At 73.9% G+C, this 24,682-nt stretch carries 19 protein-coding genes; 15 read left to right on the top strand and 4 right to left on the bottom strand.

Going from position 1 to position 24,682, the window contains the following annotated elements; all coding sequences use genetic code 11:
• Positions 1-112: 112 nt before the first annotated feature.
• A complete protein-coding gene (locus ACZ6W9_RS26850) occupies positions 113-1,426 on the bottom strand; it encodes a DNA recombination protein RmuC (RefSeq protein WP_470120241.1) in 1,314 nt (437 codons plus the stop codon).
• A 129-nt stretch (positions 1,427-1,555) separates the two neighbouring features.
• On the opposite strand from ACZ6W9_RS26850, the gene ACZ6W9_RS26845 reads away from it, so the two are divergent.
• The 3 genes from ACZ6W9_RS26845 to ACZ6W9_RS26835 all read left to right on the top strand — a co-directional run bounded on the left by ACZ6W9_RS26845 (position 1,556) and on the right by ACZ6W9_RS26835 (position 3,740).
• Positions 1,556-2,455, top strand: a complete 900-nt coding sequence (locus ACZ6W9_RS26845) for a hypothetical protein (RefSeq protein WP_389956689.1) — start codon at positions 1,556-1,558, stop codon at positions 2,453-2,455.
• An 11-nt stretch (positions 2,456-2,466) separates the two neighbouring features.
• Positions 2,467-3,555: a redox-regulated ATPase YchF gene (gene ychF, locus ACZ6W9_RS26840; RefSeq protein WP_389956687.1), complete on the top strand. Its 1,089-nt coding sequence runs from the start codon at positions 2,467-2,469 to the stop codon at positions 3,553-3,555.
• A 92-nt stretch (positions 3,556-3,647) separates the two neighbouring features.
• Positions 3,648-3,740: a type II toxin-antitoxin system YoeB family toxin gene (locus ACZ6W9_RS26835; protein ID WP_389956684.1), complete on the top strand. Its 93-nt coding sequence runs from the start codon at positions 3,648-3,650 to the stop codon at positions 3,738-3,740.
• 117 nt (positions 3,741-3,857) lie between these two features.
• Here the strand turns inward: ACZ6W9_RS26835 and ACZ6W9_RS26830 are convergent, their stop codons facing one another.
• Entirely contained in the window at positions 3,858-4,460 is a 603-nt protein-coding gene (locus ACZ6W9_RS26830; protein ID WP_470120238.1) for a class I SAM-dependent methyltransferase, read from the bottom strand.
• Positions 4,461-4,727: 267 nt separating this feature from the next.
• Between ACZ6W9_RS26830 and ACZ6W9_RS26825 the strand changes: the two genes are divergently transcribed.
• On the top strand, positions 4,728-5,321 hold the full coding sequence (locus tag ACZ6W9_RS26825; RefSeq protein WP_389956679.1) for a helix-turn-helix domain-containing protein: 594 nt from the start codon (positions 4,728-4,730) through the stop codon (positions 5,319-5,321).
• Positions 5,322-5,448: 127 nt separating this feature from the next.
• Here the strand turns inward: ACZ6W9_RS26825 and ACZ6W9_RS26820 are convergent, their stop codons facing one another.
• Both ACZ6W9_RS26820 and ACZ6W9_RS26815 read right to left on the bottom strand, forming a co-directional pair.
• A complete protein-coding gene (locus ACZ6W9_RS26820) occupies positions 5,449-6,429 on the bottom strand; it encodes an alpha/beta fold hydrolase (RefSeq protein WP_470120236.1) in 981 nt (326 codons plus the stop codon).
• Between the two features lie 338 nt (positions 6,430-6,767).
• Positions 6,768-7,358: a TetR/AcrR family transcriptional regulator gene (locus ACZ6W9_RS26815; RefSeq protein ID WP_389956673.1), complete on the bottom strand. Its 591-nt coding sequence runs from the start codon at positions 7,356-7,358 to the stop codon at positions 6,768-6,770.
• Positions 7,359-7,458: 100 nt separating this feature from the next.
• Here ACZ6W9_RS26815 and ACZ6W9_RS26810 point away from each other — a divergent pair, with 100 nt between their 5' ends.
• The 11 genes from ACZ6W9_RS26810 to ACZ6W9_RS26760 all read left to right on the top strand — a co-directional run bounded on the left by ACZ6W9_RS26810 (position 7,459) and on the right by ACZ6W9_RS26760 (position 24,262).
• Positions 7,459-8,262: an SDR family NAD(P)-dependent oxidoreductase gene (locus ACZ6W9_RS26810; protein ID WP_389956670.1), complete on the top strand. Its 804-nt coding sequence runs from the start codon at positions 7,459-7,461 to the stop codon at positions 8,260-8,262.
• 532 nt (positions 8,263-8,794) lie between these two features.
• Positions 8,795-9,832, top strand: a complete 1,038-nt coding sequence (locus tag ACZ6W9_RS26805) for a conjugal transfer protein (protein WP_389956667.1) — start codon at positions 8,795-8,797, stop codon at positions 9,830-9,832.
• Between the two features lie 129 nt (positions 9,833-9,961).
• Positions 9,962-10,252, top strand: coding sequence for a hypothetical protein (locus ACZ6W9_RS26800; RefSeq protein WP_389956664.1), 291 nt, complete (start codon positions 9,962-9,964; stop codon positions 10,250-10,252).
• Positions 10,253-10,298: 46 nt separating this feature from the next.
• Positions 10,299-12,578 carry a TcpE family conjugal transfer membrane protein gene (locus tag ACZ6W9_RS26795; RefSeq protein ID WP_470120233.1) on the top strand — a complete coding sequence of 760 codons (2,280 nt, stop codon included), beginning with the start codon at positions 10,299-10,301 and terminating at the stop codon, positions 12,576-12,578.
• 168 nt (positions 12,579-12,746) lie between these two features.
• The gene (locus ACZ6W9_RS26790) at positions 12,747-15,239 is read left to right on the top strand and encodes an ATP-binding protein (protein ID WP_389956659.1); all 2,493 of its coding nucleotides are present in this window, start codon (positions 12,747-12,749) and stop codon (positions 15,237-15,239) included.
• Complete coding sequence (locus ACZ6W9_RS26785) at positions 15,236-17,719, top strand: type IV secretion system protein (RefSeq protein ID WP_470120231.1); 2,484 nt, start codon at positions 15,236-15,238, stop codon at positions 17,717-17,719. Before ACZ6W9_RS26790 ends, ACZ6W9_RS26785 begins: the two co-directional genes overlap by 4 nt.
• 2 nt (positions 17,720-17,721) lie before the next feature.
• On the top strand, positions 17,722-18,393 hold the full coding sequence (locus tag ACZ6W9_RS26780) for a hypothetical protein (protein ID WP_362943883.1): 672 nt from the start codon (positions 17,722-17,724) through the stop codon (positions 18,391-18,393).
• 43 nt (positions 18,394-18,436) lie between these two features.
• On the top strand, positions 18,437-19,498 hold the full coding sequence (locus ACZ6W9_RS26775; protein WP_389956651.1) for a C40 family peptidase: 1,062 nt from the start codon (positions 18,437-18,439) through the stop codon (positions 19,496-19,498).
• An 11-nt stretch (positions 19,499-19,509) separates the two neighbouring features.
• Positions 19,510-19,902 (top strand): (deoxy)nucleoside triphosphate pyrophosphohydrolase, encoded by a 393-nt coding sequence (locus ACZ6W9_RS26770; protein ID WP_389956648.1) that lies wholly within the window; start codon positions 19,510-19,512, stop codon positions 19,900-19,902.
• Positions 19,903-19,979: 77 nt separating this feature from the next.
• Positions 19,980-22,523 carry a hypothetical protein gene (locus tag ACZ6W9_RS26765; RefSeq protein WP_470120228.1) on the top strand — a complete coding sequence of 848 codons (2,544 nt, stop codon included), beginning with the start codon at positions 19,980-19,982 and terminating at the stop codon, positions 22,521-22,523.
• Between the two features lie 143 nt (positions 22,524-22,666).
• On the top strand, positions 22,667-24,262 hold the full coding sequence (locus tag ACZ6W9_RS26760; RefSeq protein WP_389956641.1) for a hypothetical protein: 1,596 nt from the start codon (positions 22,667-22,669) through the stop codon (positions 24,260-24,262).
• The last annotated feature ends 420 nt before the right edge of the window (positions 24,263-24,682 follow it).

Below are 24,682 nucleotides of genomic sequence, written 5' to 3'. Positions count from 1 at the left end.
CGCCAGGCGGCCGTCCGTCGCCTCGACCGTTCACACTCGCTCCCTCGACCCCGGGTCCCTCGTCGCCGCGTCCCGCGCCGCGGCACCGGGGCTCGCGGCGATGAGGGAAAGGCTAGGACAGGTCGTTCGCCAACTTACCGTTCAACCGGGACACAAGAGGCGCGCTTGGCCCCTCTTCTCCCAGCAGTTCCGGGGCGGTGAGCGCGCGGGCGAGGTCCTCGACCGGACGGGGCGCGTCGAGGTCGCCCTCCACCAGCCCCAGGTCGTTCAGCTTCCGCGCGCTCACCAGCACCCGGGTCTCCAGCGAGCCGACGGCCCGGTTGTAGGACTCCACGGCCCGGCTCAGAGACCGGCCCAGCGTCTCCACGTTCCGCCCCATGCTGCCCAGCCGCTCGTACAGCTCCTTGCCGAGGTCGAAGACCGCCCGCGCGTTCTCGCTGAGCGCGGCCTGCTGCCAGGCGTACTGCGCGGTGCGGAGCATGGTGATCAGCGTGGTGGGGGTGGCGATGTGGACGCGCCGCCGCATGGCGTGCTCCAGCAGCTCCGGGTCGCGCTCCAGCGCCGGGGCCAGGAACGCCTCGCCCGGGATGAACAGCACCACGAACTCCGGCGCCGGGCTGAACGCCTGCCAGTAGCTCTTGGCGGCGAGCCGGTCCACGTGCTCGCGCACGTGCCGGGCGTGGGCGTCGAGCCGGGCGGCGCTGCGGCCGGGGTCGCCGGACTCGGCGGCCTCCAGGTAGGCGGCCAGGGAGACCTTGGAGTCGACCACGACGTTCTTGCCGCCGGCGAGCCGTACGACCATGTCGGGGCGGAGCGCGCCGTCGGCGGTGGTGACGCTCGCCTGCTCGTCGAAGTCGCAGAACCGCTGCATGCCCGCGATCTCGGCGACCCGGCGCAGCTGCAGCTCGCCCCACCGGCCCCGGGCCTCTGGCCGCTGCAGGGCGCGGACCAGCGTGTCGGTCTGCAGGCGGAGCCGGTCGTTGCTCTCGCGGACGATGTCGATGTGCCTGGCCAGCTCTGCGTGCGCGGCGCGGCGGCCCGACTCGGCGTCGCGCAGCTGCGCCTCGACGCGGGCGAGGGTGTCCTTCAGCGGCTCGACCAGGTGCTCGACGGCCTGCTTGCGCCGTTCCAGCTCTCCGGCGGCCTCGGCGCGGCCCGCGGCCATCCGGGACTCGGCCATCTCCAGGAACCGCAGGTTGCTGGCGTCGAGGGCGCGGGCCGACAGGGCCTGGAACCGCTCGGCGAGCTGCTCCTCGACGTAGGCGGCCTTCTCCTCGGCGGCCCTGGCGCGCGCCTCGGCGTCGGCCACGCGGGCGCTCGCCTCCGCCGCGCCGGAGGAGGCGCGCGCCCTGCCGAGCAGGAACCCGATCGCGAGTCCCGCGGCGAGGCCCATGGCGAGCTGGAAGACGAGTGCCGTGACATCCACCCCGGAATGATCGCAGGCCCGGCCGTTCCCGGCCTTCCGACACGCCTTTCCGGCCGGTCACGCATTTCACCTGCGAGAGCACGTATCGTCACTCTTGGTACTTGTTCATGCTCGGAAGGTGATGATCCGATGGGCGCGAAAGGCTCGCAGCCGAAGACGGCGCTGGCCCTCGTCGGCGCGATCCTGGCCGTGCTGGCGGCGATCGTCGCCGCGAGCGTGTACGTCTCCGGGCGCACCAGCCCGCGTCCCGCCCCGGGCGCCCTCTCGCTGGCGTGGGAGCGGGGCGCCTGTGTGAGCCGGGACGGCGTCCGCTTCGGCCTGGTGCCGTGCGGGTCGGCCGACGGGCGGGTGCTGTCCGTGGTCGGCGACCGGCCCGAGGACTGCCCGGCCGACACCGACGAGATCGTCGGGCTCATGGAGGTCCCCGCCGGGACCACCCCGGCCCCGCCGTCCCCGCCCTCGGGGTCGTCCGCGCCGCCGATTTCCCAGGTCTCCGGATCGTCCGCGCCGCCGGTCTCCCCGACCCCCGGCTTCTCCTCGCCGCCGGCCTCGTACAGCCGTACGGCGTGCGTCCGCAACCTGGCCGCCCCGCATCCGGGCGACCCCGGCGCGGGAGGCGGGGTGCTGCGCGCCGGCGACTGCGTGACCGCGCGCGGCGGGGAGCGCCCGTGCTCCTCCGGCGGCTGGTACGGCAGGGCGCTGGCCGTGGTGGAGCGGGCCGGGCAGTGTCCGGCGGCCACGCTCGACTCCCTCGCCGCGGGTCCCCGTACGATCGTCTGCCTGGGGCGGGAGGGCAGGATCCCCGCGGTGGGGGACTGCGTGGCCGAGCCGCGTGGCCGGGCCGAGGCCCGGGGCGCGCTCGGCAGGATCCCCTGCGGGTCGGCCCGCGCGTGGGCCAAGGTGACGGCCAGGACCACCGCCGCCGCCCTCTGTCCGCCCGGCTCCGACCGCTATCTGCAGACGAGCGGACAGGCCGTCTACCGCCCCGTGACGTGCCTCCGGCGGATAGCAGTGCGTGATTCACCGTAAACTCGGCTGACGTGAGCCTGAGCATCGGCATCGTCGGACTTCCCAATGTAGGCAAGTCGACGCTTTTCAACGCGCTGACCAAGACCGCCAACGCCCTGGCGGCGAACTACCCGTTCGCCACCATCGAGCCCAACGTGGGCATCGTCGGCGTTCCCGACCCGCGCCTGGAGAAGCTGGCCGAGATCTTCGGCTCCGCGAAGATCCTCCCGGCGAAGGTGGAGTTCGTCGACATCGCCGGCCTCGTCCGGGGCGCCTCCGAAGGGCAGGGGCGCGGCAACCAGTTCCTCGCCAACATCCGCGAGACCGACGCCATCTGCCAGGTCATCCGGGTCTTCGGTGACCCCGACGTGACCCACGTGGACGGCGCCGTCTCGCCCGAGCGCGACATCGAGACGATCAACACCGAGCTGATCCTCGCCGACCTGCAGACCCTGGAGAAGGCGGTCCCGCGTCTTCAGAAGGAGGCCCGGACCAACAAGGACCGCCGGGCCGCGCTGGAGGCGGCCGAGGCCGCGGTCAAGCTCCTCGACGGCGGCACCACCCTGTACGCCGGGGCCAAGGGCGCCGGCATCGACCCGGCCGACCTGCGCGACCTGCACCTGCTGACGGCCAAGCCGTTCCTGTACGTCTTCAACCTGGACGCCGACGAGCTGACCGACGACGAGCTGCGGGCCCGCCTGTCGGCGCTCGTCGCCCCGGCCGAGGCCGTGTTCCTGGACGCCAAGATCGAGTCCGAGCTGGTCGAGCTCTCCGACGACGAGGCGCTGGAGCTCCTGCAGTCGGTCGGGCAGGAGGAGTCGGGTCTGTCGCAGCTCGCCAGGGTCGGGTTCGAGACCCTCGGCCTGCAGACCTACCTGACCGCCGGCCCCAAGGAGACCCGGGCCTGGACGATCCGCAGGGGCGCCACCGCCCCCGAGGCGGCCGGGGTCATCCACACCGACTTCCAGCGGGGCTTCATCAAGGCCGAGATCGTCTCCTTCGACGAGCTGGTCGAGGCGGGCTCCATCGCCGCCGCCCGCCAGGTGGGCAAGGCCCGCATCGAGGGCAAGGACTACGTGATGCGCGACGGCGACGTGGTGGAGTTCCGCTTCAACGTCTGATCGATTCGTTCACGTGGGCCGGGTGTTCTGTCGGGTTCACCGGTGGCGAGGGGCCGGTCTCTTCGGGGGCCGGTCCCTTCGCCTTGCCCGGGGTGTGGTCGAGGCGGATCGACGACGAGCACCGCCTTGTCTACCTGGTCACGGACAAGGAGATCATCACTCTCGCCCCCGGCTACCGCTACTGATCGCTGGGTGCGTTCGAGTCATGCCCGCCGGCGCCACGCCGCCGGTCCTGCGGAGACGCGGGCCGGAAAGGGCCCGGCTCTTCGGAGCCGGGCCCTCAGGCTTTTCCCGGGTCCGGGTCACGGCAGGCGCCGGGCCCGCAGGACGGTGTCGTGGGCGTGGTGCGTGCCGGCGGGCGGCGGGACGACGCGGGGGCGGGTCTCGTCGACGAGGACGTCCCAGGTGCGGTCGAGGAGCCGGGCGATGTCGTCTACCTGGTAGTAGCCGGCGGGGTCGAAGTCCCCCTCCGGGTGTGGGGGCAGGTCGGCGAGGGCGTGGGTGACGAAGAGCAGGGTGCCGCCGGGGGCGACGGCGTCCAGCAGACCGCGCGGCGCGGCCTGGCCCGCCCGGCGCAGGAGCGGGAAGTACTGGACGGACACCAGGTCGAAGGCGCCCGCCGGGGGCGGCGTGGTCATGAGATCGGCCCGCTCCCAGGCCACGCGGTCCTCGACGTCCGTGGCGGAGGCCGCGGCGCGTCGCAGGGCGGTCTCGGATATGTCGATCCCGGTGACCTGCCAGCCGCGCCGGGCCAGCCAGAGCGCGTCGGCGCCCTCACCGCACCCGACGTCGAGCGCCCGGCCCGGCGGCAGGTCGGTGATCTCGGTGACGAGCACGCCGTTGGGGTTGCCGCTGAACAGGCGGTCGCGGCTGCGATACATCTCGTCCCACTGGTCTGCGTTCATGGGCTCGGTCCTCTCGTCGGTCTGTCTGGTGGCGGCCGGCCCGGCGAGCCGCCGGGCCGGCCGCCGTCGCGGGTCCGCCGTCCCGCCGGTCGCGGTCGCGCGTCCCGCCGGTTCCGGCGGCACCGGTCGCCGCCGCCTCGTGCTGATCGCCGTCGCCGCCCGGGAACCCCCGGGCGTCGCGGCCACCTTCGGCGCCAAGGTGCCCCCGTTTCGCCCTCCCGGCAAACTTCTTTGCAGAAAATGCAAAAATGTGGACACAGTGGTCGTATGAACGATGACCTCGACACCGTGCTGACCGCGGTCGGGCCCCGGCTGCGCGAACTGCGCCGTCGCCGCGGCGTCACGTTGACCGCCCTGTCCGAGACCACCGGCATCCCGGTCAGCACCCTGTCCCGGCTGGAGTCCGGGCACCGCAGGCCCGGCCTCGAACTCCTGCTGCCCCTGGCCAGGGCCTACCGGATGCCTATCGACGAACTCGTCGGCGCCCCGGCCGATCTCGACCCCCGGGTGTACCCGAAGCCGGTCACCCGCGACGGCGTGACCATCGTCCCCCTGACCCGCAAACCCGGCGGCCTGCAGGCGTTCAAGCACATCCTTCCCGCGGGCCTGACCGACGGCCGCGAGCCCGCCCCCCGATCCCACGAGGGATACCACTGGCTGTACGTCCTCAACGGCCGTCTGCGCCTCGTGCTCGGCGACAGGGACTTCGTCCTCGCGGACGGCGAGGTCGCCGAGTTCGACACCCATCTCCCGCACTGGTTCGGCAACGCCGACGAGCGCCCGGTGGAGTTCCTCAGCATCTTCGGCCCCCAGGGGGAACGCGTCCACATCCGGGCCCGCTACCGCCCCGACGGCCTCTGACCGGTGCGGAAGCGGACCCCGGCCGGCTCCGCCCGTGAACAGGGAGCGACGGTCCGGACGGTGCCGCCCGTCATCCGGCCGGGTGCCCACCTCGCCGGGTGGCGCGCGGGCACGTCAGGCGGATCCGTCAGGCGGGCAGGGCGGCGAGCCAGTCGGTCAGGAGCCGGTTGACCTCGGCGGGACGCTCCTGCTGGACCCAGTGGCCGCAGCCGTCGAGGAGATGACAGGAGAGCAGGCCGGGCAGCGTGACCGGGTACGCCTCGATCGCGTCGGCCAGCCACGTCGTGGAGGCGTCCAGCGCGCCGCCGACGAACAGGGACGGCTGGGTGACGGGGGCGCCCTCGAAGGCGGCGAGGTCCTCCCAGTCGCGGTCCATGTTCCGGTAGCGGTTGAGCGCCCCGGTCATGCCCGTGCGTTCGAACTCTCCGGCGTAGACGTCGAGGTCCCGCTCGCCGAGCCACGCGGGCAGCCGTCCGGCGGGGAAACGGTCGCGCAGCGTCCCCCCTCTGCCGAGGAAGTGCGGATCGGGGGCGCCGGACGCGGGCATGGTGTCGGCGGACAGGGCCGCGTAGAAGCCCGCGAGCCAGCCGCGTACATCGGGTTCGATCTCCGCCTCGGCGCGGCCCGGCTCCTGGAAGTACGAGACGTAGAACTCCTCGTCCCCGCCCAGCCGCGTGAAGACGTCGCTGGGGCGGGGCCCGCCGGGCGGGGTGTAGGGAACGCTCAGCAGTCCCACCGCCCGGAAGACCTCCGGCCTGAGCAGGGCGGACGTCGCGGCGATGGTGGCGCCCCAGTCGTGGCCGACGACGACCGCGGTCTCCTCGCCCAGGGCGTGCACCACCGAGACGCCGTCCTCCACCAGGTCGAGCATCCGGTACGCGTCCGTCGCGGCCGGTGCGGAGGAGCGGCCGTAGCCGCGTACGTCGATGGCGACCGCGCGATATCCCGCTGCCGCGAGCGCCGGCATCTGGTGGCGCCAGGAGTACCAGGTTTCCGGGAAGCCGTGGACGAGCAGCACCAGCGGCCCGGTTCCCTGCTCTGCGATGTGGATCCGGCCCCCCGGTGAGGACACCGATCGATGTGTGATCTCCATGGCCTGTCGCGACATGCGCCCTCCTTCGGGACCGCCGGCCTTCAACGCCCCAGCGGCTCCGTCCGTCGTTCCGTTTCCCCGACCGCCTCGGCGCCGAACATGCCGAGCACGCCGGGCACACCGAGCATGCGGAGGATTCCGCCCGGATGGCGAATTCGTTTGCGGATTCAGCAAATCCGTTCCACCGCGGTGGAACGCGCCGGGTGGTCTCCGGGGGCGTCAGGCGCCGCATGCGCCGAGAGCGCCGGTTCCTGACGGCAGACTCACCGGCCGCGGCGAGCCGAAGGCCGTGGAGGGCGAGGCGGGGACGTCCGTACCGTCGGAGCGCGGCCGTCTGTACGGGCCGGGGCGGCTCAGTCCTCGCCGTCGACGAGGCGCTGGATGGCCGCCCCGTACCGGGCGGCCAGGCTCGCCCGGTCGGCACGGCCGAGCACCGGGTCCCGCACCACGTGCAGGGAGGTGAGCAGGCCCCCGATCTGGGCCGCGATCAGATGGGCCCGCAACTCGGCGTCGCCGCCGCGGAGCCGGCCGGCCAGTGGGACGGCGAAGGCCCTCTCGATGGTCTCGCGCAGGGTCTGCTGGACCGGCGCCCGCTCCGAGGCGCGGAAGAGCGCGGACAGCGAGGTCACCGCCAGGGTTCCCGCGGGGGAGGAGGACAGGTCGAGCACATGCTCCACGAGGGCCGGTCCGAGGTTCTCCAGCGGGCCCTCCATGATCGCGGTCATCGGCAGGTCGACGGCCATGACCTCCAGGAAGAGCCGCTCCTTGGAGCCGAAGTAACGGATGACCAGCGCCGCGTCCACGCCGGCGCGGGCGGCGATGACCCGGATGCCCACCGCCTCGAAGCCGTTGTCCGCGAAGAGCTCGCGCGCCGCCTCGGAGATCGCCCGCCGGGTCGCCGCCGCCGACCGGCGGCGTGCCGGGACCTGCGGTCCCACCGTCATGGACGGCCCCTTTCCTTTTCCGCCGAAGAGGTTTGTCATCATAGATGACATACGATGTCATCACTGTTGACATGCCGATGGGGGAGCGAGGGACCGTTCGATGAACCGCCTGAAGGAGAAGGTCGCGCTGATCACCGGAGCCGGCGGCGGCATCGGCCGCGCCGCCGCGCGGCTGATGAGCGCACAGGGCGCCCTGGTCGCCGTGGCCGACCGCGACGGGGAGGCCGCGCTGGAGACGGCCCGGCTGGTCGATGCCGCCGGCGGCCGCTCGCTCCCGCTGACGGTGGACGTCATGGACGAGGACTCCGTGGCGGGCATGGTGGGCGCCGCCGTCGGCGAGTTCGGCCGCCTGGACGTCCTCTGCAACCACGTCGGCGGCACGGACCCGCGCGCGGACCTGGACCTGCTGCGGCTGGACATGGCCGAGTTCGACCGCGCCGTCGCCCTCAACGTGCGCAGCACGCTCCTGGGCTCCCGGCACGCCATCCCCCACATGATCCGGGCCGGCGGTGGTTCGATCATCAACACCGCCTCCGTGGCCGGCCTGGTCGGGGATGTCGTGCAGATCTCCTACGGCGCGGTGAAGGCCGCCGTCATCAACCTCACGAAGTCGATCGCCGTGCAGTACGGCCCGCACCGCGTGCGCTGCAACGCCGTGGCGCCGGGCGCGGTGGTCACCCCCGCTCTGCTGGACAACCTGCCCCCGGACGTCGTCGACGACCTCAAGCGCACGAACGCCCTGCCCTACCTCGGTGCCCCGGAGGACATCGGCCACACCATGGTCTTCCTCGCCTCCGACGAGTCGCGCTACCTCACCGGGCAGCTCCTCGTCGTCGACGGCGGCATGACCGTCCAGTCCCCTGCCGCTCCGGGACGCCGGGCCATGCTCCCGCCCGGCGACTGAACTCCGCGCGCCCGCGCGTCCGCGAGAAAGGATCGGGGCCCGGCCGGGTCGCCGGTGGCGCTGTCCGTACGCCCGCGCGCCCGGGGGAGAGCACGTCCCGGGGCGGGCGGCCGTTCCCCCGCGGGCACGCGGCCCGGCGCCTCGCGGGTGCCTGCCGCGCCGCGACCTCCCGGCGGGCCTGCTCGGCTGAGCAGGCCCGATTCGTCATTCAGTGACGCTGAGTAATGCTTTCCGGGATAAATGCGCAGGTCGGGACAGTCTCGGTGCTGTTTGGTGAGCAATGCGTGGCGTTTCAGTAATCGAGGCATGCGCCGACCTGGAGGAATATGTTTTCTCTCCGCGAACGGCGCAGGTCACCGCGCCGTCGGCGTCCCAGACCCGGTTTGCTCGGTAAGGACGATGCCTGCAGCATAGGCGTGGCTTTCCTGGAACAATCGGCGAGGCGGTTAGAGTAAGTCCTTGACCATGGTTAACGGGGTCGCGGGTAATACGAAACCGCGCCGGCCGGGGGATCGGCGCGAGCGGAGGAATGATGGCTCGAAGGGCAGCGCTCCAGCGTGATCCTCGGATCACCGGCGACGCCGAGCTGTCGGCGTACCCGGGTTCCCTCGACGATCAGGAGCTCGACCCGGCCCCGGCGCGTGGGCGCGGCGCCTCGCGGGGCCGCTGGTCCGGCGGAGGCGGCCGGTGGCTGGTCTGGGTCGGCCGGATCGTCATCTGGGCGCTGATCGTCGTCATCGTGGTGAACGGCGTGCGCGCCATCTTCGAGCGCGCCACCGGGCAGACCGCCGTGAGCGGCCCGTCCGCCGTCTCCGCCGACTCCGGGTTCCCGGTCGGCCGGGCCACCTCCTTCGCCAGCCAGTTCGCGGCGGTCTACCTGAACTTCGACGCGGTCCGGGCCTCGGAGAGGGCCGCCAGGCTGGCCCCCTATCTCCCCGACGCCGCCGAGCCGCAGCTCGGCTGGGACGGGCTGGGGCGAATGGCCGCCGGAGCGGTCCAGCCGTACGACACCGAGATCGTCGACGACCGGAACGCCGTCGTGACCATGGCGTTCCAGGCGGGCAACCGGCGCCAGCTCCTGTCGGTGCCGGTCTACTACGACGCCGAGAAGGGCAGGCTCGTCGTCTCCGGCCGCCCCGGCATCCTCCCCGCCCCGGCTCCGGCCAACCTGCCCCCGGTCGCCGCGCCGGAGAGCGACGAGGCCGCCGAGCAGGAGCTGCGCACCCCGCTGGCCGACTTCTTCAAGGCGTACGCCGCGGGCGACACCGTCTCCCTGCAGCGGTACGCCGCCGCCGGCGTGACCCTGGACGGGTTCGGCGGCGCCTTCACCTTCGCGGAGCTCAAGGACCTCGACGTCCCGCTCGTCGGCGGCGCCACCCGCGAGGTGACGGCCACGGTCGTGTGGGGCGTGCCCTCGGGCTCCGGCTCCTCCACGGACTCCACCACGTCCGACCCCGGGGAGATGAACGGCAAGCTGGAGCAGTCCTACCGGCTCACCGTGGTCAAACAGGGCGACAAGTGGTTCGTCAAGGACATCCGAGGCGCGAAGCGGTCTGTGGGGAGCTCATGATCGAACGGTGCCGGAGCACAGTGAACAGACCCCCCCTGATCGGCGAGCCGGCGGCAGGCGGGTCCCGGCGCGCGTGTCACGCACCCGTGACCGCCCGGCGAGCGCGATCATGAGCACGGAGGACGAGAAGTGACCCTGAAGACCATCCTGCTGAGCGCGATCGACCTCGCTCAGCCGACCGCTCCTCCGACCGGCGTCAACACCCAGGGCCTGGCCGACTTCCTCCGCAGGTTCTTCGCCCCGCTCTTCCTCGTCGTCGTCTCCGTCGTCGCCCTCTTCTTCCTCTTCACCAGGGAGATCACCAGGTTCGTGCAGTTCATCATCCTGGCCATCGCCATCGGAGTGATCTTCTACGTGCCGAACATCATCGAGGTGACGGCCAAGGCGATCGCGGGCGCACTGGGCATCACGGGGGGTTGAGACCGCGTCAGGCGGTCAGAGAACGAGAGGCGGAAAGGAGGAGCGCGTGGATCTGCCCACGTATACCAATATCTGGCGGATTGAGAAGCGGCTCTACAAGCTGTACGACCTACGGCTGCCGATGCCGCTTCCCATTGTCTGGATCGGTGTGTTCGTGGGTGTGGCGGTTCCCTGGTCGCTGCTGCTCGCGCTTCTCGGCCTGCCCTTCGACGCCCCCTGGCACGTGCTCTACATCGTGCCGCCCGGGGTGGTGACCTGGCTGTCCACCCGCCCGGTCATCGAGAGCAAGCGGCTCACCGAGCTGCTGCAGTCGCAGACCCGCTACATGGGGGAGCCACGCACCTGGTGCCGGATGGCGCCGGTCGCCGAGCCCACCGAGATCACCCTGACCGGGAAGGTCTGGCGGGCCGCCCCCCGGCGGGCCGCCGACGTCCGCGTGAAGTCCGCGCGCAAGGCCCGGCACACCCAGGCCGGGCGCGCCGCCTCCCCCCGCGAGGTCCGTCCCGCCGTGGCGGCCGCCGCCGCGGCGGCCCTGGAGGCCACCCAGGACGCGACCGCCCGCGGGTACGCCGCGGAGACGACCGGCGGGGAGCAGACGAGCCGGGGCCGCGCCGCGTGGGGCGCGGTCCGGGCCGCGCGCCGGGGCACCGCTCCGGCCCTCGGGAGCCCCGCCGAGCCCGCTCCGCCCCTCGGGGATCCCGCAGCGCCCGCGCGCGCCGAGCCGCCGGCCGCGCGCCCGCCCGCCGCGGCCGGAACCGCGCCGGTGCGGGCGATGAGCCCGGCGGCGGGCCCGGCGGACCCGGCGCGCGCCGTACCGGCGGCCCGGGAGGCCCCCGCCGCCGCGGAGACGCGCACGGTCTTCACCGGGAAGCGGCCCGCCGCTCCCGAAGCGCGGCCCGCGGCTTCCGGGGGGTCGTCCGCCGCGACACCGCCGATCGACACCGAGGCGCTGCGGCGGCTGCGCAGGCTCGCCGCCTCCGCGGAGGCCGGCCGCGCCGACGAGGCAGGCCGCGTGGGCCGGGCCGAGGAGGTCCCGAACCCGAGAGCCGGCCGTGCCGACGGCGCCGGCCGGGACGGGGAGCAGGCGCCCGCGTCGCTGGAGCGGTTCGCCGAGCGGCGGCGGACGCGGTCCCCGGAGCGCCACGCGGAACCCCTCTCCGGGCACCCGGCGGAGCACCCCTCGGGGCAGCCGGCCGGACATCCCCCCGAGCCGGCGGAGCACCCCGCGGAGCATCCTCCGGCGCGACCCGCGGAGCGCCCCCCGGCGCGCTCCGGCGGGGTCCCGATCCGCGCGGTCCCCTCGGCGACCGGCCCCGCGGCCGACCCGGTGGCGCCCGCGGTGCCGGTGCCCCGCACCACCCGCGGCGACGAGCCCGTCTCCGGCGCGGCCCGGATCCGCCGGGTGGAGTCGGTCGTCGGCCGTGACTCCTCCGGCGGGTGGCGGCGGCTGGCCCAGGTGGTCGTCGGGCCCGGCGGCGGAGGCCGTACGGACGGTTCGGAGATCGACGAGGCGCGGGCCACCGCGCCGTTCCCCGGCAGCCGCCGGGTGGTCGTGCTGGGCTGCACCGGCGGCGCGGGGCAGACCACGACCGCGCTCATGCTGGGGCACACCCTCGCGCGGCACCGCGAGGACCGGGTGCTCGCGGTCGACGCCGGCGTGGGCCGCCACAACCTCTCCAGCCGGGTCAGGGGCGAGTCGCCCGAGACGCTGACCTCGCTGCTGGCCGGCCTCGACACCGTCCACGGATACCTCGGCATGCGCGCCTACACCAGCCGCTGCGCCTCCGGCCTGGAGGTGCTGGCCGGCGACAGCGACGCCGGGGCCGAACAGCGCCTGGCGGACCGCACGCTCTTCTCCGACCGGCGGCTCGGCCAGGCCATGGACACGCTGGAGCAGCACTACAAGCTCGTGGTCGTCGACCCCGCGGCGGCGCTGGCCGCCCGGGTGCTGCCCTACGCCGACCAGCTCGTCCTGGTCGTCCCGGCCAGCGAGGACGGCCCGGACGCGGTGGCCATGACCTACGAGTGGCTCGACGGGCACGGCTGCGCCGACCTGCGGCGCCGCGCGGTCCTGGTGGTCAACGGCGTCAGCCGCCGCAGCATGGGCGACGTCGAGCAGGCCGAGGCGGTCGCGCGCGGCAGGTGCCGGGCGATCGTGCGGGTGCCGTGGGAGGACGAGCTGGCCCCGGGCAGGTCCGAGCTGGTCGAGCCGTCCCACCTGCGGACTGCCGGCCGCCGGGCGTACCTCGCACTGGCCGGGGTCGTGGTCGCGGGACTCGGAACGGCACAGACGGTCCGATCGAGCGAGGAGGAGCTGGCCAAGTGATCCCCCGGGCGGGACGAGACGTGGTGTACGGGCGTGACGAGGTGACGTGGTGAACGGCCGCGCAGGGCGGACGGGCGGGCGGACCGGCGCCGTACGCCTGACGGGTGGCCGGGCGGGTCGCGCCGTACGGCCGGCGGGTCACGCCGGGGGCCGGACGGGGGGGATCGGGTGAGCCGCGCGTCACGGGCGCACAGCCGTCTCGCGGTCCGGTACTTCGACGACCGGATCCTGCTGACCGACTCGGCGGTCTGGGCCTACTTCAGGCTGCCGACGGTGAGCTACGAGTTCGTCACCCCCGAGGAGCGGGAGGCGCTGGCCACCAACATCACCATCGCGCTGGCGGCGATCCGGATGCCGGACGCCGAGGTGCACCTGCGGGTGGCGCACCGCACCTACCCGGCGGCCGAGTGGGCGATGGCGCTGAACGCCACCTCCGACGAGGGGCCGGGCTGGCGCGACTACCTGGAGGACATGTACCGCCACGTGTGGGCCAAGGACTTCTGGTCCAAGGAGGTCTACCTCGGCGTGCGGCTCGGGCCGCGCGGCAGGCAGGTCGGCGACGGCGTGCTCTCCCAGATCTTCGGCTTCTACCAGCGCGGCGAGAAGGCCCTCGGCATCGACGACGACCACGTCCCCAGGACCGAGGTCGCCCGGTGGACCGAGCAGGCCGAGCGGCTGGGCCGGGCGCTGTCGGCCAGCGCCCTGTACGCCCGGCACGCCACCTCCACCGAGATCGCCTGGCTGTTCCAGCACGCCGCGACCGGCTCCCTCGGCGACCCGCCGGCCTCGGCCAGCCCCAAGCGCAGGTGGGGGCAGGGTGAGATCGAGTCGCTGGTCGAGGGGCAGATCCACAACGGCAGGTCGCTGCTGCGGATCGAGCAGCCGTACGGCGACTCCTACGTGGCGCACCTGTCGTTCGCCCGCTTCCCCGACCTGATGCCGTTCCCCGACGGCGAGCCGTGGATGCACTTCGCCGACCAGCTGCCGTTCCCGGTGGAGGTCTCGTCGCGGATGCGGCTGATCTCGCCGGTCAAGGCCAGCAAGGACGTCGCGCGCAAGCTCGCCCACGCCCGCGACATGGACATCCACATCCGCGAGGCGGGCGCCGAGGCGCCGCTGGCGCTGGCCGAGCAGATCGACGCGGCCCGGATGCTGGAGCACGGCATCACCAAGGAACGCCTGCCGTTCGTGTACGGCTGGCACCGGCTGATCGTGTCGGCCCCGACCGAGGAGATCTGCGTGCAGCGGGTCGAGGCGGTCGTGGAGCACTACCGCGACATGGGCATCGACATCGTCAACTCCACCGGCGACCAGTTCTCGCTGTTCTGCGAGGCGCTGCCGGGCGAGCGGGTCCGGGTCAACGCCTACGCCCAGCGGCAGCCGCTGCGCACCATCGCGGGCGGCATGCCGACCGCGACCGTGGACCTCGGCGACCGGGTGGACGAGTCGGGCGCCGGGTGGATGGGACCGTACATCGGGGAGACCCTCGGCCGGGCGCGCAGCATCGTGCACTTCGACCCGCTGGTGGCGGCCACCCGCAACCGCCCGACGGCCATCGCGATCACCGGCGAGCCCGGCGGCGGCAAGACCACGCTGGCGCTGCTGATGATCTACCAGATGGCGCTGCGCGGCGTGACGGTCGCGGTCATCGACCCCAAGGGCGACGCCGAGTCGCTGGTGCAGCTGCTGCGCAACCGGGGCCGCAGGGCGCGGATCATCCCGCTCGGCTCGGCGGCCCCCGGCCTGCTGGACCCGTTCTCCTTCGGCGACGACATCGCCGCCAAGAAGACGATGGCGAGCGAGACCCTGCGCCTGCTGCTGCCGCGCATGTCGGAGGAGCGGGAGTCGGCGATGATCCAGGCGGTCGCGGCGGTCGCCAACGGCGAGGACCCCTCGCTGGCGAAGGTCGTGGAGTTCCTGGAGCAGACCGACGACGCCGCCTCCAAGAACCTGGGCGCGGTGCTGCGCTCCATGTCGGAGATGCATCTGGCCCGGCTCTGCTTCGACCCCTCCGGCGGCGAGCAGATCGACACCGAGGGCTGGACCACGGTCTTCACCCTCGGCGGCCTGACCCTCCCGGACGCCGCCACCGGCCGCGACGACTACTCCTACGAGCAGCGGCTGTCGGTGGCTCTGCTCTACCTCGTCGCGCAGTTCGCCCGGGGCCTGATGAACGGCCTCGACCGGCGGACCCCCAAGGCGATCTTCCTGGACGAGGCGTGGGCGATCACCTCCACCCCCGAGGGCGCCAAGCTGGTGCCCGAGGTGAGCCGGATGGGCCGCTCCCGCAACACCGCGCTGGTCCTGGTCTCGCAGAACGCGGGCGACCTGCTGAGCGAGCAGGTGACCAACTGCCTGTCGTCGGTGTTCGCGTTCCGGTCCACCGAGCGGGTGGAGGTCGGCCACGTGATGGCGCTGCTCGGGGTCGAGCCCTCCGAGGAGCACAAGGCGGTCCTGCGCTCGCTCGGCAACGGCGAGTGCGTCTTCCGCGACCTGGACGGCCGCGCAGGCCGCATCGGGGTGGACCTCATCTCCGACGAGCTGCTGCGCTGGCTCGACACGAACCCGACCCACGAGAGGCCCCCGGCCGACCCCCAGGGTCAGCCCGGGGGAGACCGAGTCAGCAGGCAGGGCGCCGTGGCGGTGGAGGTGCGCTCATGAAGGGCTCCGGCAAGGGGCACGTGAAGTCCCGCGGCGGGCACGGGGGCTCCCGGAAGGGAAAGAGAAGTCCCCGCAGCCGGCTACGCAGGCGGATCGCCATCGCGCTGGTGGCGCTGACCGCCTTCCTCGCGCTGCCCCTGGTGTTCCCCGGGGAGGGGTCCGTCGCCGTCGCCGCACCCTGCGACCTGTCGCCGGACCTCACCCCCGAGGTCGTCGGCTCGGGCGTGGACGGCCTGGTCAAGCCCCCGGACCCGGACCGGCCCGCGGCGTCGGGCGCGTCGATCACGCCGACGCCCGCCCCGGCCGCGCCCGGGACGACCGCCGCGGCGCAGGGCAACTACGCCACCTACGGCATGAGCGGCCAGTTCTGGCACACCTACAACCTGGGCTGCGACGACGTCGCGGCGGTGCTGGGCAACGCCTGGGCCAACACGGTCTTCTCCTGGGCCAAGTCGCTCGACCGGCTGACCATCACCACCTACCAGGCGGCCGCGACCGAGGGCCCACTGGAGTCGATCAAGGATGTCGTCGACGACATCGTGACCAACCTGGCGAACGCCATGTACTGGCCGTACCTGCGGCCGGTCGTGATCCTCGGCGCCATCTGGCTCGCCTGGTACGGCCTCATCCGCAAACGCGCGACCACCACCGCCGAGGGCGTCATCTGGATGGTCCTCGCGGTCACCGTGGCGGTCTGGTTCTTCAGCCGCCCCGGCGACTTCACCTCGCTGGGGAAGGTCGTCACCGACAAGACCGGCGAGGTCGTCAACTCGGCCTTCTCCGGCCTGCCCGGCGCGGGCGGCACCTCCTGCGTGCCCGCCAAGGACGACCCCGCTCCCCAGGTCAGGTCCGGCGGCTACGGCCAGGCCGGCGTCCCCGGGGTCGAGCAGAACGCCGACGCGCTCTGGTCGGTGCTGGTCTGCAAGCCGTGGCTGATGGGCGAGTTCGGCACCGCCGACGCGACCGCCCCGGTCGTGCAGAAGCTCGCTCCCAGGCTGCTGGACATCCAGGCCATCGACGCCGCCGAGATGCGGGCCGCGCAGCTGCCCGCGACCAACTCCCACCAGCTACGGTACGAGGAGGAGATCGCCAAGCCTCTGGAGAACACGCCGATCTTCTTCCTGTTCCAGGGAAAGGATTGGACGAGCCGGCTCGGCATCGCGATCGGCGCCCTGCTGGCCGCGATGGTCGCGGGCGTGCTGATCTTCCTGGTGGCGGTCTCGCTGCTGGTGCTCAAGGTCGGGTTCCTGCTGCTGCTCATCCTCGGGCCGATCTTCCTGCTGCTCGGCGTGCATCCCGGCTCCGGCCGCATCATCGCGATGCGCTGGGTGGAGATGCTGGTCGGCACGCTGCTGCGGCAGGCGGTGCTCGCCCTGGTCCTCGGCGTCCTGGTGTACGGCTACGCCCTGATCATCTCCACCGCCATGCCGTGGGGCATGCAGGTGATGTTCATGGCCCTGCTGACGATCGCGGTGTTCTTCTACCGGCGGCCGTTCCAGCACCTGTTCGCCTCCATGGACGGCCACACGCTCGCCACCCGCGTGCTCGGCGACGCCGCCACCGCGCCGACCCTGCAGCGGGCGGCGGGTGTGCTGCCGCCCGTCGCGGCGGCCCGGGTCGGCCGCTGGGGCATGCGCAAGGCCGAACCCGCGCTGCAGGCCGCGGCGCTCGCCACCGGCGCGTCCGCGGCGACGGCGGCCGCGGCGGTCGCCCAGGGCAGGGTCCGCGGCGAGGACGGCGGCGCGGCGGCGGGCACGCCCTCCGGCACCCGGGTCCCGGCGGGCGCGCAGCCCGCGCCGCTGGACACCGACGCCCAGGGGGGCGGGCGGCGCAAGGCCGGGGGCCGTCCGGTCACCGCGGCGCGTCCGGGCGCGGCGCCGCCGCTCAACCTCTCCGGGGCGGCCGGCGGCGCGGTGGGCGGCGGGTCCGGCCGTACGGCGGGCGGATCCGGCGCGTCCGGTGGGTCCGGCGGGTCCGGCGGGTCCACGGTCAGGTCCGGCGGCTCCTCCGGGGGCCGCGGCGGAAACGGCTGGTTCGGCGGGCGGTCCGGCGGCGGCTGGGCCCCGCGGGGCGGCTCCTCCCCGGGTGGCGGGTCCGGTTCGACGGCGGGCCGGTCCGCGGCGCCGTCCTCCTCGGGCGGCGGCCGGAGCGGCGCGAGCCTCTTCGGCGGCGGCGGCGGCGGTGGCGGCGGGTCCCGGCGTTCCGATCCGCCCTCACGCGGGTCCTCCGGCGGTTCCTCGCGCGGCTCGTCGCGCTCCTCCTCCGGCGGGTCGTCGGGCGGCTCGCGCGGCTCCTCGGGGTCCGGTGGCGGCCTGTTCGGCTCCGGCGGCTCCTCAGGCTCCAGGCGCGATCCCGGCCGGTCCGAGCGGCGGTCCGAAGCTCCCCCGCTCTGGCTGCCCAGCCGTTCCGAGCGGGACAGGCAGGCCGATGACGCGCCCGCGCCGTTCTGGCTGCGCGCCTCGAAGCCGGAGGCGGACTGACGATGGCAGAAGGCGGCAACCGCCGGGGACTCGTCTTCGCGGTGCTGGTCGCGATGCTCGCCGGCGTCGGGGTCTACCTGACGATGATGTCGGGGCAGCCGGGCGGGGAACCGGCCGGACAGGACCCGGCGCGGGCGGACCGGGCGACGGCGCAGGCGCGGGCGCGGGTGAGCGCCGAACCGCCCCGCCCCGCGGCCACGGCCAGCGACGCGCCCTTCGACGTCTACTCCTACCTGCCGATGACCAAGCAGGAGCTCGCCGCGGCCGCGGACTACGCCCGGCGGTTCACCGCCGCGTACGGCACCTACCGCTACGACGAGGACCCGGCGGCCTACGGCGACCGGGTCGGCGGCTACACCACGACCGAGTTCGCCGACGTCCTGCTGCGCACCTTCTCCTCGCCCGGCACGATCGAGGCCAACAAGGCCGACCAGGTCGTCTCGGTCGGCAGCGCCGAGGTCAAGGCGATCCGGCAGGTGCAGGACACCTCGGTGACCTTCGTGGTCACCGGCACCCAGAAGATCACCACCAAGGCCGGGCCCCGGGACCTGACCGACGACTACGCCGTCACGCTCATCGAGGTCGGCACCGAGTGGCGGGTCCACAACCTGGAGCCGGCCGACGCGGGCCAGGAGGGGGACGACCGCACCTCGCCGCCAGGGGAGGACGGATGAACGGCGGCCCGCGGTGAGGGCCGGGCGCAGGACGCGGATCCCGTTGATCCTCGGCGTCGCCGGGGTCTGCCTGCTCACGCTGATCATGGCGCCGATGATGATGGTCAGCACGTTCCCGTCGATCGTCGGCGGCGGCGGGCTGCCCGACTGCGAGGCGGCCGTGAAGAACGTCAGCGCCGAGTCCAAGGCCGCCGCCTCGGACATCCCCGCGGACTACCTGAAGCTGTACCGCAAGTACGGCAAGCAGGTCGGCGTGCAGTGGAACGTGCTCGCCGGGGTGGGCAAGCGCGAGACCGACCACGGCCGCTCCACCCTGCCCGGGGTGCGCAGCGGCACCAACTACGCCGGCGCCGCCGGGCCGATGCAGTTCCTGATCGGCACGTGGGGCGGCAAGGCGAAGATCAAGATTCCCTCGAAGTTCAACGGCTACGCCTCCGACGGCGACGGCGACGGCTGGGCCGACGTGTACAACCCCGCCGACGCCATCCTGGGCGCGGCGAAGATGCTCAAGCGCAACGGCGCGCCGGAGGACGTGCGGCGGTCGCTGTTCGTCTACAACCGGGCCTGGTGGTACGTCGACCAGGTCATGGAGATCGCGCGGAGATACGCCGAGGACGGCGCGGTCGCCGTGCCGCCGCAGGCCGAGCCCGCCTGCGACGAGCCGCTGGTGCAGGCGGCGCCCAGCGAGGCGGTGGCCCAGATCCTGCAGTACGCGCTCGCCCAGCGCGGCAAGCCGTACGTGTGGGGCGGCACCGGGCCGGACGCCTTCGACTGCTCGGGGATCATCTACATGGCCTACCGCAGCGCCGGCCTGACGATCCCGCGCACCACCTTCGGTCAGTGGCCCTTCGGGGTGCGGGTCGACGCGGGCGAGGAGCAACCCGGTGACCTGGTCTTCTTCAACGCTGGGCCAGGAACGAGCGCCAACAACCCGGGACACGTCGGCATGGTCGTCTCGCCGGGCAAGATGGTGGAGGCACGGTGCACACTGTGCGGGCCGATCAAGGTGACCACCTACCGCGACCGCACCGGCATCGTCGGGTACACCCGCCCGCTGCAGAACCCGCAGGTCCTCGAACAGCTCAGACTGAAGGAGCAAGGCTGAAGGAGTTCCGCGTGAAGAAGGTCGTCGTCGGGGCCGCGATCCTCGACGGCGACGGCAGATTGCTCGCCGCCCAGCGCGCCGAGCCGCCCGAGCTGGCCGGCGGCTGGGAGCTGCCCGGGGGGAAGGTCGATCCGGGGGAGGACGACCAGACGGCCCTGGTCCGCGAGTGCCTGGAGGAGCTGGGGGTCATCGTCGCGGCCGGGGTCCAGGTCGGCGGCGACTGGCCGCTGACCGGCGACTACGTGCTCCGGGTCTGGATGGCGCGGATCACCGAGGGGGAGCCGGAGGCCAAGGAGCACCTGGAACTGCGCTGGCTGGCCGCCCATGAGCTGTTCGACGTGGAGTGGCTGCCCGCGGACCTGCCGATCGTGCGCGCCGTACATGGTCATCTTGGCGGTATCTGACCCGCTACTCACGGTAGGGTTGTCGTTGCTCAACGTGCTGATGACGCGCGTTCGTAACGGGGGATCGGAGAGATGCGGTGACCGAGTGGTTGCAGCGTGCCCGGGTCGTGTCCGCGGTGGGGGCGGGGGCCCTCATCCTGGGCGGCGTCCCGGCCGCGTACGCGGACGTGACACCGGGGTCGGCCGGGTCGACGCCGGGGGAGGTCGCGGCGGACGCCTCGGCGGTGACGGCGGGCGACTCCGCCGCGCCGTCCGGGGCCGCCGCCGACGAGTTCCGGTTCCGGCTCTGGTTGCAGGGGGCCGGTGACGAGGCGTGGCTGGCCGTCTCCTCGGAGCCCGCGGAGGCGCTCAAGGACGTCGACTGCCCGCCGCGCGGGGCCGCGGCGGAGGGGGCCCCGCTGACCGAGGGGTCCGGCCGGGACGTCCCGGCCGCCGGCACGCGAGGCGCGCCCGACGTGCAGGGAGCACAGGGGGCGCAGGAAGCGGGGGCTCCCGCGGCGGGAGGCGCCCGCGCGGCGGCCTTCCACCCGGCCCACCCGGCGGCCGGACCCGGTGGAGGACCGCTCGCGGCAGAACCCGCGGTGGACGCCCCACCGGCGGGCGGTACGGCGGACGCCGCCGGGTTCCGGGGCGCCGGCGCGGTTCCGGTGTCCGGTCCGGTGGAGAGGACCGCGGAGGCTCCGGGCGCCACCGGGGCCCGGGACGTCGCGGCCGGTCCGATGGCCGGTTCGGCAGCCGGTTCGGCCGGGGAGGCCGCGGAGACTCCGGTGGACGCCCAGGCGGAGAACGGCCGGGCGGCGGGGGGTGCGCTGACCTGCTCGATGGAGAGGGCCGGCGCTCACGTGCCCGTCGACGTGGTGCTGCGCGCGCCGGAGGAGGCCGGCCAGGTCCAGCTGACCGCGGTGGCGCGGATCCGCGACGCCCGGGGCGAGTGGGTCACCCGGACCGCGCGGACCACGATGCGGATCCCGGCGGCGCGGACCGCGCAGCGCTCCGATGCCGCGGGCGACGTCATGGACGGGACCTCGAACGGGACCTCGGACAGCGCCTCGACCGGTGCTTCGGACGGCGCCGCGGCGGCGGGTGCCTCCGCTGCCGGTGGGCGCATCCCGGTTCCGGGCAGCGCACGGAGCGCCGATGCGGCCGGAGCCGTCCCGGGCTCGGAAGGCTCCGGTGACGTCACGACCTCCGGAACCGGGACGGGCACCGGAGAGGTCCGGGGCGCCGGCGCTCAGGGCACAGGTCTCCAGGAGGCCGGCGCCCGGGGCACGGGCACCCGGGGCACAGGCGCGGCCGGGCTCACCGGGAACGCCGCGGGCACCGCGGTGACCGGGAGCGCCGGAGACGCGGTGCGCCCCGGGACGGAAGCCGCCGGAGCCGTGGGCTCTGCGGGCTCCGGGGGCGTGGCGGCGGGTTCCGCCGGGACCGCCCGGACGCCGCTGACCGGCGGTTCCGCCCTCACCGGGGCGGTCCCCGAGACTATGCCCGGCATGTTCGGGGAGCGCGTGCAGGACGCCGGCCAGGCCACCGGGGCGCTTCCGGACGAGCCGACGACCCTGCTCTCCCGGCCCGGTACGGCCCTCACACCCGGTACGGCCCTCACACCCGGTACGGCCCTCACACCCGGTACAGCCGCCCTCACGCCCGGCGGGCCGGCCGCGCAGAACGGCGCGGTGCGGCCCGAGACCCGGATCCTCGCCGCCGACCCCGGTTCGAGCCCCCGGCAGGCGGGTTCGGAGGAGCGGGGCATGCCGATGGTCCTGGAGGACATCCCGGCGTCCCGGCGCAACCTCCCGGTCTACGAAGACCCCGCATCGCAGGCGCCCGTCGTGCAGGAGCACGGCGTCGCACCGGGGCAGGGGAGCGCTTCTCGCGGTTCCGCCCAGGGCCCGCGGGTGCCGCGGACGGCGATGGCGACCCAGCCGCAGGCCGTCCCGAGGCTCCAGGGCCGGAGGGCGACGCTCAGGAACAGCGCGGCCCAGCGGGCGGCCCGGAGGCAGGGGGCCGTCGGCATGCGGTTGTCCCCGGTTCAGCAGATGCCTCAGCAGATGGGGCAGTTCCCGGTGATGCCGCCGATGCCCCAGCAGATGCCGCCGATGCCTCGCCAGATGGCGCCGGTGCCCCAGCGGATGCCGGTCCTTCCCCAGGTGCCGCCGCAGATGGGACCTCCGCCCATGTTCCCGCAGGGGCAGATGACGCCGGGCCAGATGCCGGTGCTGCCCCAGCAGCCCGGCCAGATGGGTCAGCCCGGCCAGATGGGTCAGCCGGGTCAGATGGGTCAGCCGCCCGTCCAGCAGGGATACCCGCAGCAGGGCTATCCGCAGCAGGGTTACCCGCAGCAGGGCGGTCCCGGAGCGCCGATGACCCCCGGTGTCCCGGGGGCCCCGCTCGCGCCGGGCGTGCCCGGGGCTCCGTCGCCGCTGGCGATGCCGCCGGGAGCGCCGCTTCCCCGGGAGCTCGACGGGTCGAGCGCGAAGATCGAGGCCGCGACCAGTTCGAGCTCAGTGCTGTCCGACGTGCGGGGACTGCCCGCGGTCGGGGCGGCGGTCGGTGGTCTGCTGCTCCTGCTCTGGCTCCGGATGAGGATCCAGCGCCGGCGTAACTGGCGGCCCGCATCGTAGAAAATCGGCGGCCCGTATCGTAGAAAGCGGTTTACTGTTACTTTTGCCCAACTAGTATTTCCTTGGCGGGTTTAAGGCTGGGAAATTCGCGGAGGGCAGGGTTGGCGCGATCGCGACGGACGGCGGCTTTATCTGCCGTCGCCATGTCTCTCGGACTGAGCGGGGCGGTGCTTCTGGCTGCCGCGCCGCTCACCGCTCCGATTTCCGATCCGGCGACCATGCTGGTGGCCGACACCCCCGGTGAGATCCCGGGGTGTGACACCGACCCCTCCGCCCCGTGCGCCGACGAGCCCACGCCGATCGTCACGGTCACGGTCACCGCGCCCCCCGAGGAGGAGCCCCCCGCTCCTCCGAAGCCGGCTCCCCGGACGGTGCACACCACGGTCATCGTCCCCCCGAAGAAGCCCAAGACGCCGAAGCCGACGAAGACCGTGCACGAGACCGTGACGGTGCCGCCTCCGCAGCAGACCTCCGCGGCTCCCGTCGTGCCTCCTCCCACCACCCCCGCCAACGATCCGGTGGCGCCGCCGAGCAGCGACCCGGATCCGTCCTTCCCCAGCACCGAGACGCAGCCGCAGACGCAGCCGACCGCGGTCCCCACCGCCACGCCGCCGCCGAGCGAGACCCCGTTCGAGGAGCCCGCCTCCGCGCCGGTCCGCCACGAGATCCGCAACGCGGGTTCGGAGTTCGACAGCGCCACGCTGAGCGGCCAGCTCGCCATCCCGGCGCTGATCCTGGTGCTGCTGGTGCTGTTCGCCGTACTGATCTTCGAGGGCAGGCTGCGCCGCCTCGCCCACGCGGCGGCCGTCCGCCGGGCGGGTCCCCGCGCCGCGGACTACCGGGGCCCGATCGACCCCGTGGCCTATCCCGCCGGCCCCGCGGGCTATCCCGCCGGTCCGGGTTACGCGGCCGCGCCGGGCTTCCCGCCGGCCTACCAGGGCGGCACGGCCTACGCCCCGATCGTCAGCCTGGTGCCCATGCACATGTATCCGCAGGGGTACCCCGAGGGCTACGCCCCCGAGGCGTACGGCCGGCCGTACGAGCACCCGTACGGCGGGCAGCCGTACGAGACGGCCTACCTGCCGCCGGGCCACCCGGGCCATGAGCACGCACCCGCCGGGTACCCGCCGCAGGGCCACGAGCAGCACGCATCCGCCGGATATCCGCCGTACGCTGAGCCGTACGGTCCGGCGGGGCACGACGGGATGTACGGCGTGCACGACGAGGCGATGGCGCCCGACGTGCCGGGCACCTTCCACGCCCTGGACGAGGACGACTTCCCCGGCCCGGCCGCCCGGCCCGCCGGCCCCGGCGATCTCCTGCCGCGCGAGACGGACGACGACCTGTTCCGTGGGACGGCCGACCGCCCCGGCCCCATCGGTGAGTCCGGGGCCGATCACGCCGGCACGCCGTCCTTCCCCGAGCAGGATGAGCCCGGCGACCGGACCCGGGGTTTCTTCGAGCCGGCCCGGGAGCCCGGCTCCGCCGAGGCCGCCGCCGGTCCCGAGGCCGTTTCCGGGACGCCCTCCGGCGAGGAGGCCGTTCCCGGAGCTCCCTCCGGCCAGAAGCCCGTTCCTGGAACACCTTCCGGCCATGAGGCCCTTCCCGGAGCTCCCGTCGGCCAGGGGCCCGTTCCCGGAACACCCTCCGACACCGGGCTCACGGGTACGGTGACCCATCCCCTGCCGGAGGGGGCCGAGGGCAGGAAGAAGCGCGGGCTCTTCCGCCGCTCGTCCTGACGCGTCCCCGTCCAGACGTCCGCTGACGGTGCGGGCGGGCACGTGCGTCCCGCCGGGGCCGTCCGGGAGACCGGGCGTCGCCGTCGCGTAGGAGCGACTCGGTGGCGGCGACACCGCGCGCCGGAACCTCGTACCCCAGACCTTGCGCCGAGCCCGCGTGCCGGAATCGTGTGCCGAGATCGCGCCGGGACCGTGCGTCGAGTCCGCGTGCCGAGTCCGCGTGCCGAGTCCGCGTGCCGAGATCGCGCCGGGACCGTGCGTCGAGTCCGCGTGCCGAGTCCGCGTGCCGAATCCGCGTGCCGGAACCACGCCCCGGAACCGTGTGCCGAGAGCGCGTACCGGCCGCGTGTCGACGATGTAGGCGGCGAACGCCGGCGGGACCGTCGGCTCCTCATCGGTCGGCGGATCGGCGACCACCGA

The sequence above is a fragment of the Streptosporangium sp. NPDC053982 genome (assembly GCF_055585205.1).
Note: the sequence above shows the minus strand (reverse complement) of the source record. Positions and strands in the feature narration are given on the sequence as shown.

Excerpts from the sequence above, each read along its gene's own strand:
- ACZ6W9_RS26830 (WP_470120238.1), bottom strand. The coding sequence starts at position 4,460 with ATGAACGCAGACCAGTGGGACGAGATGTATCGCAGCCGCGACCGCCTG.
- ACZ6W9_RS26815 (WP_389956673.1), bottom strand. The coding sequence starts at position 7,358 with ATGACGGTGGGACCGCAGGTCCCGGCACGCCGCCGGTCGGCGGCGGCG.
- ACZ6W9_RS26780 (WP_362943883.1), top strand. The coding sequence starts at position 17,722 with ATGGCAGAAGGCGGCAACCGCCGGGGACTCGTCTTCGCGGTGCTGGTC.
- ACZ6W9_RS26810 (WP_389956670.1), top strand. The coding sequence starts at position 7,459 with ATGAACCGCCTGAAGGAGAAGGTCGCGCTGATCACCGGAGCCGGCGGC.
- ACZ6W9_RS26845 (WP_389956689.1), top strand. The coding sequence starts at position 1,556 with ATGGGCGCGAAAGGCTCGCAGCCGAAGACGGCGCTGGCCCTCGTCGGC.
- ACZ6W9_RS26785 (WP_470120231.1), top strand. The coding sequence starts at position 15,236 with ATGAAGGGCTCCGGCAAGGGGCACGTGAAGTCCCGCGGCGGGCACGGG.
- ACZ6W9_RS26805 (WP_389956667.1), top strand. The coding sequence starts at position 8,795 with ATGGCTCGAAGGGCAGCGCTCCAGCGTGATCCTCGGATCACCGGCGAC.
- ACZ6W9_RS26820 (WP_470120236.1), bottom strand. The coding sequence starts at position 6,429 with ATGTCGCGACAGGCCATGGAGATCACACATCGATCGGTGTCCTCACCG.
- ACZ6W9_RS26825 (WP_389956679.1), top strand. The coding sequence starts at position 4,728 with ATGAACGATGACCTCGACACCGTGCTGACCGCGGTCGGGCCCCGGCTG.
- ACZ6W9_RS26760 (WP_389956641.1), top strand. The coding sequence starts at position 22,667 with ATGTCTCTCGGACTGAGCGGGGCGGTGCTTCTGGCTGCCGCGCCGCTC.